Here is a 7,939-nt window from a genome sequence, read left to right on the forward strand (position 1 = left end):
TTAATATCTTTCCGTTGAAGTCATATAGCGTTGTAGTGACATTCTTACCTCCTGCAGCGTTGTCACTGATCACATGGAACACTTTTCCTTTTTCATCGTAATAAGTAGTAGTATTCAGCCATTGATCCGTGTCGACGACCCTTACTTTAGTACCGGTTATAAGCCCTTGTATTACAGTGCTGATAGTTGTTGGTTCGGGATATGGGTTATTACCTGGTTGTGGTTTAGGAAAATCACCCGACTGAGCAGACTGTGCACCGGGATAATTATAATTATCGTAGTAAGTATATGTTAACGGTGTCAATGCGCCCGGCGCAATACCCGGCAACGGGTTGGTAACCGTTAAGTTAATGATATCCCCTTTCAGGCTGGGATCAATAAAAATTTCCCTTTCCTTTCCATCTCCAGTATCGAAACCATTTTCCAGTGTTACACTGCTGGTAGCCACGTAAGTATTTCTATCATCTATGGCTACTACCAGGTTAGCAATGCCGGGAACTTGATAAGAAGTCGTCCCAGTTCCCGTTGAGCCGTTCAGGCCGGTTTGTAATACATCTCTGGAGGAGGGCGAATTATATAATGCTGTTTCGACAACCCTGTTATATGAATCATAGAAATTTACCAACCACTGGTTATTGGCTTTCAGATTGCCATCACGTGAAGCGGCTACCCGATCCCTGATATCGTATACCATTTCAACAACAGCGGCACCCGGTACTTTTTTTTCAATCATCCGGTTAAATGCATCGAAACGATATTGAAAACATAGCTCGTCAGCCACGGAAGCTACATTCCAGGTACTAGTTATCCGCTCAACTGCCAGGGGAGGAATAATAACGCGCAAATTACCCAGGTCATCATATACATAATAAGTACAAAGCCACCCCATATGCGCAGTACCCGGTGCATCGGATAATTGCACTTTCTTGAGTACTACACGATCCGCATTGTTTTTATACACAATCGTTTGTACCCTACCCTCATCAATGGTTACTGTTTTATAAAGTTGTCCGGCATCATAAATGCTGGTGCTGACAGGCGTCGGATCTGCCATCTTCCATATCCTGACAGAGTCCACCGTTGTATTTATTAAATATTGTTGTATTGCAGGACGATTACCGCCTGTTTTAGCCCAACTATTACCAGCAGCATAAGAACCAAGCGACCGATTCAACGGAGAAAGTTCAAAATCCGTCTGGCTATAAAAGATACTTTCTCCTTTAGCACCGGGATTTAGGTTATTATCCTGGTAAAAAGTACGTTGACTATTAAATGGATCTGTCTTTAAATTACCATCGCTGGTATTACCAGCCTGTGGTACATAAGGGAGATATTTAAATTGTTCCCGCCCATATTCATCATAGGTTAATGGGGTTACCAAATCTTTACCCGTACCGCTTGCTCCTTTGTTTACTGTTTGAATAAGACGACCCATTCCATCGAAATACTGCGTAGACTGCTTCACTTCAGAAACTGTACGATTTGGATCGATTGTTACTGCTGGATCACTGATTGGTTTAGATGGCTCCCAGGTACGTATATAGTTGGGCGTAGTAGTATATGGTACAGGCAATACTTCTGGTACCGCCGCCGGTCGTGTATTGTTTGACGGTGTATTCTGTGCGCTGGCCTGGGTTACACAAAACAGCACTGCTATTATACTAACCAATTTCCAATAGGCACTAGGGTAAAAAGGGTACATATAGTTTTCTTTGATCAGGGTAAAACTTTCTGATTAAATATCTAAGTGACAGAGATATTTTAGATAATAAATCTACAGGTAATAGGTATATCGATCATTCACAGGGTTGCTACATAAGTACACCGGTACCTAAAGATGGTTTCCGGAACTATATGCTCAGATACACGGCATCAAGTCCGGCCAGAGCGAAAATTACTGCTTTTTATTTACAGTTACCAAATCTGTATCGCAAGAATCTGTGAAATTTAAGCTCATGAAAATTATAGGTTAACAATTTCAGGAATTGTTATGGATACCATTATTGAAAACGTTTAAAAGTATTAATACATTGATCTATTCTATAACAAAGCATGATACAATCCAAAAAATGTATCATGCTTTGTTAAGTTTCCCTGATCACAAATCTATCAGCAATCAGCAGTAAAATGACAATGAGGACAAGTGGTTTCTTCCAGTGACGTTATACAGACCCGTCCCTTCTGTTTTAATTTAGTGAGGTTGGAAATTTTGATCTTTTCGATCTGAAGCTTTTTGGGAATTACGTTCTTTTTCATAGTGGATAACATTTAATAAATATCCTCTCCTGTCTTTAGCTTAATGCAATGCCATGGAGTGGTTGTTCAGCATACAATTTGAAGCCTGATAGATTATTTCATACCCGGTGATATACAAAAATGAAGAACTCAATAACCGCGCAGTTGTTTTCATAGGCTAAACATTAGGGGATTGGCGCTAATTAATTTACGAATGTTCCATTAATGATGAAGGTCCTATTGAAGAATAGAACTTAAACAGCAGTAAAGAAACCCCTGCTACAGGATTTTCGGGTAAACAGGAGCGGCTTGACTGCCTGATGATCTGATTCCCCAGGTCTTATAAGGGGATCAGCAGACCAGGCACTTGATAACTTAACAGTCTTAACACCCGCTCCCAGCGCACCTGCAACGGTATCCCTATGCCATTTCAAAAGGCATTTGTAGTGGTAATGATGTTGAAATAGCGCCTTTATACGTATATTCACAACCATATTTTCAAAATTGCTTCTATCTATGTAAATCAGAGAACACTTTATGAACTACTGTATCATTTGTTAACAATGATTTCAGAGCAATAACGGCACTATACAAATACAACATCTACAAACAACTGCTAATGAAAATGAATTTTCCTCTGGTAAGCACCCTGGCGGCCCTTCTTTTAGGTTTCGCAGGAGAAACCAATGCCCAGAAAATTGATTTTACCGAGTATGATCTGGATAATGGATTACATGTAATCCTGCACCAGGATAAATCTGCCCCTGTAGTGGCAGTATCGGTAATGTATCACGTAGGATCCAAAAATGAGAACCCGGAACGCACCGGCTTCGCTCATTTTTTTGAACACCTGTTATTTGAAGGCTCTGATAATATCAAGCGGGGCGAATTTATGAAACTGGTGTCCAGTAATGGCGGTCAGAATAACGCCAATACGTCTTTCGACAGAACCTACTATTTTGAGACCTTCCCTTCCAATCAGCTGGAGCTCGGTCTGTGGCTGGAAAGTGAGCGGATGATGCATCCCGTTATCAATGAGGTAGGCGTAAATACTCAACGGGAAGTTGTAAAAGAGGAAAAAAGGCAGAGAATAGACAACCGTCCCTACGGCCAGTTCATAAACGCGGTGTTCTCCAGAATATTTACCGGCACGCCATACTTCTGGCAGCCCATCGGTTCCATGGAGCACCTGAACCAGGCAAAGCTGAGCGAGTTCGTTGGTTTTTTTAAGAAATTCTATGTTCCCAATAATGCGGTATTAAGCATTTCCGGGGATATCGATATTGCAAAAACAAAATCACTGGTAAAGGACTATTTCGGCGATGTTCCTAAAGGCGAGCCTGTGAGCCAGCCGGTGGTGAACGTTACTCCCATTACCCAAACGATCATAGACACAACATATGACGCCAATATCCAGCTGCCTGCTATTATTACGGCCTACCAAATGCCAGGTATGACCAGTAAAGATGCCCGCGCACTGGATTTGTTATCAGGTATATTATCAGAGGGCGTGAGTTCGCGTTTGTACAAAAAGATGGTGGACGATAAAAAAGAAGCATTACAGGTAGGCGCCTTCACGCTTTCCCTGGAAAGTACCGGTGCTTATGTCCTTTATGCACTACCCAATGGGAATACCAGCCTGAACACTTTACTTGCCGATTTCGACAGCGAGATCAAAGAGCTCAGAGAAAACCTGATCAGCGAAAAGGATTATGAGAAATTAATGAACCAGGCGGAAGACAAATTCGTAGGCGCTAACACCAAAAATATAGGCGTGGCGGAGAACCTGGCAACTGCTTATACCTTTTTCAACAAGCAAACCAATCATGTGAATACAGAGCTGGAAGAAATCAAGGCCGTCACCCGCGAAGATATACGTAACGCAGCCCGGAAGTATTTAAACGATAACCAGCGGCTGATCCTGTATTATCTGCCGAAGAAGTAGCAGTAGCTCTTGTTTAATCATTTGATATCTCCAATTCTAATATTCTTATGAAGAAATATTTAATAATAATGGCTGCGGCTCTCGTATCAGAAGCAGCTATTGCGCAGCAGATAAACAATACCCAATCTAAGTCCAAACCGGGCGCTGCACAAAAGAACAGCAGTATAGAAAAAGGTATTAAAGTAAAAGGAGAAGCAAGCGGGATCGACCGCACACATCCTCCCAAACCAGGACCAGCACCCGTTATAAAGATCGGTGATCCCGTTATTTATACCCTGCAAAATGGCATTAAGGTACTGGTGGTAGAAAACCATAAGATTCCGAAGGTTACCGCCACCTACTCTATTGACCGCGGCCCTGTTCTTGAAGGCAAAAAAGCCGGTGTTACCGGACTGATGGGCGGTATGCTGAGCGAAGGCACACAGAAACATTCCAAAGACGAATTCTATACTGCAGTTGACCAGGTAGGTGCGGATGTTTCGTTCAGCGAAAATGGCGGTAGTACTTCTGCACTTAGCCGTTATTTCGACCAGTCCTTTGCTTTGATGGCTGAAGGGTTACAGCAGCCCTCCTTCTCTGAAACTGCTTTCGGGAAACTGAAATCGCAGATGATTACCGGGCTGAAGTCCAATGAGAAGAGCGTGGGCGCTGTGGCTTCCAGAGTGCAGCAGGCGCTTTTATACGGGAAGAATACAGCACTTGGCGAATTCTCCACAGAAGCGTCCGTAGAAGGATTAACCCTGGAAGATATTAAACAGGCATACAAAGAAAACATTACACCATCCCGCGGCTACCTCACTTTCGTTGGCGATATTAAACCGGAAAAAGCAAAAGAACTGGCGGAAAAGTACTTCGGCGCCTGGAAAGGTACAGCACTTACATATCCTGTGATACCGGCCGTTAACAATCCATCCGCCACAGAGATCGATCTGGTAGACATGCCTAACGCCGTTCAATCTGACATCGCTGTTGTCAATCTTATTTCACTGAAACCCGATAACCCGGACTATTTTCCATTACTGATGGCTAACAATATTCTGGGCGGCGGTGCAGAAGCACGTCTGTTTAAAAACCTCCGCGAAAAACATGGGTTTACATACGGCGCTTATTCCAGCTTCAATACAGGGCGTAATCAAACTTCATTTAAAGCATCTGCCAGCGTACGGAACGAGAAAACAGACAGCGCAGTAACTGAGTTCCTGAGAGAAATTCAACTGATGCGTACAGAAAAAGTATCTGACGAAGAGCTTAAAAACTCCAAGGCACTCTACAATGGAAATTTTGCCCTGGGCACTGAAAATCCTGGCACTATTGCTACTTACGCTACCAATATTTTAGTCAATAATCTTCCTAAAGACTACTACCGTACCTACCTGCAAAAAGTAAATGCAGTAACGGCAGATGATGTATTACGCGTCGCTAAGAAATATTTTAATCACGACAATACACGTATCGTTGTTACAGGTAAGGCTAACGATGTATTACCAGGTTTAAAGAAGCTGGGATACCCAATTAAACAATTCGACAGATTTGCAGACCCTGTTGCTGACCGTCAGAAAGCGGCCGTTCCAGCCAACCTGAAACCTGCTGATATTATTGCCAAATATATCACTGTAGCGGGCGGAGAAGCTGCCCTGAAAAAGGTACAAACAGCAACAATGAAAGGGACCATGGCCATACAGGGAATGAAACTGGACGTGATGCTGAAACAAATGCTGCCGAATCTTTCTTCCACAGTGATCACCATGAACGGCAACCCAGTCATGAAATATGTTTTTAACGGTACCACCGGCTACCAGATGCAAATGGGACAGAAGAAGGAATTATCTGAGGAAGAAGTCGCTGATGCAAAAAATGAAAGCGTATTCCCGCAGTTAAACTATGGCAACAGCACCTATAAACTGGAACTGAAAGGTGTGGAAAGTGTTGATGGAAAAGATGCCTATAAACTAGCGGTAACCAACCCATCCGGCAGAACAAGCACTGAGTATTATGACATAGCTTCTGGCTACCTGGTAAAGAAAGAGAACACCACCGGCAAAGAAGGTCAACGCATGACACAGACAACAGGCTTCAGTAATTACAAAAAGATCGGCGATGTACTGCTCCCAGCCACCATCACCAATACTGTACAGATGGCTGCCGGCTCTCAGGAATTTACAATGGAATTTTCCGATGTAAAGTTGAACGAGAAACTGAGTGCAGCTGATTTCGAATAAATCTATACATATTTAAAGCATACAGGGAAGAGCCGGATTTTACCGGCTCTTCCCTGTTTATGGCAATTACAAACTCAATTTCACAAGATATCTGGCCTTTACCTTCTGTACCTGGACTTTGTCACAAGCAATCTTCTTTCTATTCTCCGCTTCAGGTATTTTCTGGCCCCCTTGGATTTTGGATAATCCTTATCCTGAAACACGGCTATAAATAATTCCCACTGTTGCTGTACTCTTAAATATAACTCAGAAAAAAACAGACTCATAACACTCTTTTTTAATACACTATTACTTCTTCTGCTTACAGAACAACAATCCTGGGTATATTCCTACGCTTGACAGGATAATTTCCGTAGTGAGTACCGCATTCTTATATATTTTAACATTGCCTTAGGAGTTGCCTTTGAAAGGACCTTCAGTACTTTATTTAACTCAATGCGGCAATAACATCTTTCCATTCAGATTCAATACATAGACAGGTATCCAAACCAACTACAGGAGGCGCAAGATAATTTAACGGAAGTGCATTTTCAAAATTCTCAAACTCCGTTCAACCATCTTTAATAACTATCTAATATCTGTTGCTTTCCCGCTGAATATTTTCAATGCAGCCATGCTTTGCTATTGAATAATCTTCAATATTACCATGAAACCGCTGTCGCTGATAGTGTTATCTTTAAGTATTACCAATATCATTTGTTATGGCAAAACAAATTTCGATCATCACCTTCACGGGCAAGCTTGGTAACCTGATTGGTTACAGACGTAATGGTCAGCATTGCCTGCGCAGCATGCCCGCCACCGTCCGGCAGACGGCAGCTACCCGTAGGGCTGCACAGCGGTTTGGTATGGCCAGCAAAAAAGGTGCGCTCATCCGTCATGCTTTCTCCGGCAAACTGGATGTTAATTGCGACAGCGGACATATCAACCGGTTGACCAGCACGCTCATCCCCTCCGCCGGCTTTGATACAGGAAGCATAGCTAACTTCAGATTCAACCGCCATACGGGAACAGACAGGTTTCTCCCACTGGCGCCCAGGCTTTCACGAAATGGGATACTACACATTCCCCCACAGGTTTTGCCAACACACAAAGGCATTAACACACTGGAAATAAAAGTGATCGCCGCACGAATCGATTTCACAACGCACCAGGTAGCGGGAACAGAAGTCGCTACCCTCTTCGTGAAAACCGGGGAAGATTTTAAGGGGGCTGCATGCGATGTGGATGTACCGGGTACAGGAACATTGATTGTTACGCTACAGATAAGAGGCATGCAAAATCAGATTCCTTCTGGTAACAGAAAACACGTTGCCGCTGATATTATAGCCGTACAGCCGCCACAAACCCTGCCGAAAACCACACACAAACAAATCTACCAGAGGCAGCACGGGTTAAAACTACTATCTGGGAAAATATCATTCACTGCATCTTCTCAGCCCCTTTGTCCTGTCATTCAACGGGAATGACCCATTTTCTGCCAGACAACTGCATATTGGTAAGCAAACGGTGAACAAACATAACTTCCATCACATCACAT

At 43.1% G+C, this 7,939-nt stretch carries 4 protein-coding genes; 3 read left to right on the forward strand and 1 reads right to left on the reverse strand.

Features of this window, described 5'->3' with window-relative positions; all coding sequences use genetic code 11:
* The coding region (locus tag VM802_RS31060; RefSeq protein ID WP_325538231.1) for a DUF6443 domain-containing protein at nucleotides 1-1,702 on the reverse strand (1,702 nt) is incomplete at its 3' end.
* A 1,152-nt stretch (nucleotides 1,703-2,854) separates the two neighbouring features.
* Here VM802_RS31060 and VM802_RS31065 point away from each other — a divergent pair.
* The 3 genes from VM802_RS31065 to VM802_RS31075 all read left to right on the forward strand — a co-directional run bounded on the left by VM802_RS31065 (nucleotide 2,855) and on the right by VM802_RS31075 (nucleotide 7,868).
* A complete protein-coding gene (locus tag VM802_RS31065) occupies nucleotides 2,855-4,180 on the forward strand; it encodes a M16 family metallopeptidase (protein WP_325538233.1) in 1,326 nt (441 codons plus the stop codon).
* Between the two features lie 47 nt (nucleotides 4,181-4,227).
* Nucleotides 4,228-6,399 carry an insulinase family protein gene (locus VM802_RS31070; RefSeq protein WP_325538235.1) on the forward strand — a complete coding sequence of 724 codons (2,172 nt, stop codon included), beginning with the start codon at nucleotides 4,228-4,230 and terminating at the stop codon, nucleotides 6,397-6,399.
* Between the two features lie 701 nt (nucleotides 6,400-7,100).
* Nucleotides 7,101-7,868 (forward strand): hypothetical protein, encoded by a 768-nt coding sequence (locus VM802_RS31075; RefSeq protein ID WP_325538237.1) that lies wholly within the window; start codon nucleotides 7,101-7,103, stop codon nucleotides 7,866-7,868.
* Nucleotides 7,869-7,939: the final 71 nt, after the last annotated feature.

This window comes from Chitinophaga sp. (assembly GCF_035538455.1).
Classification (GTDB): domain Bacteria; phylum Bacteroidota; class Bacteroidia; order Chitinophagales; family Chitinophagaceae; genus Chitinophaga.

What these genes read in the sequence shown, in the direction of transcription:
- VM802_RS31065 (WP_325538233.1), top strand. Translation starts at nt 2,855, where the DNA reads ATGAAAATGAATTTTCCTCTGGTAAGCACCCTGGCGGCCCTTCTTTTA.
- VM802_RS31070 (WP_325538235.1), top strand. Translation starts at nt 4,228, where the DNA reads ATGAAGAAATATTTAATAATAATGGCTGCGGCTCTCGTATCAGAAGCA.
- VM802_RS31075 (WP_325538237.1), top strand. Translation starts at nt 7,101, where the DNA reads ATGGCAAAACAAATTTCGATCATCACCTTCACGGGCAAGCTTGGTAAC.